The organism is Rhizobium ecuadorense (genome assembly GCF_001187535.1).
In the GTDB taxonomy this organism is placed as follows: Bacteria; Pseudomonadota; Alphaproteobacteria; order Rhizobiales; family Rhizobiaceae; genus Rhizobium; species Rhizobium ecuadorense.
Map to the genome: position 1 here is coordinate 1 of NZ_LFIO01001713.1, position 312 is coordinate 312.

The 312-nt window shown below is 48.4% G+C and carries 1 pseudogene; it reads right to left on the bottom strand.

Features of this window, described 5'->3' with window-relative positions:
- Nucleotides 1-123: pseudogene (locus AF337_RS33135) on the bottom strand (ketosteroid isomerase); the annotation flags it as partial.
- Nucleotides 124-312: the final 189 nt, after the last annotated feature.

Below are 312 nucleotides of genomic sequence, written 5' to 3' on the forward strand. Positions count from 1 at the left end.
ATTGCCGACCATGCGAAAGGTGCAATCCTCGCCGATCAGCGCCAGTGTAGCTTCGACATCGCCGCGGTCACGCACAGCATAGATTTCCTCCACGAGCTTCTTCATGTCATGCTTTGCAGTCATTTTCCGGTCCCTCCACCATCAACGAAATCTGCATCTAATTATACTTAAATGCAACTCTTTGTTGTTCAGAATGAATAAACACAATGGAGTAGGCGGCGCGAATGAAACTGCCCTGGATAATAGAAAAAGGCCCCGCACGATGGCGAGGCCTTCCAAACTTTACTGCATGATTCCTTAAATCGGAATCCG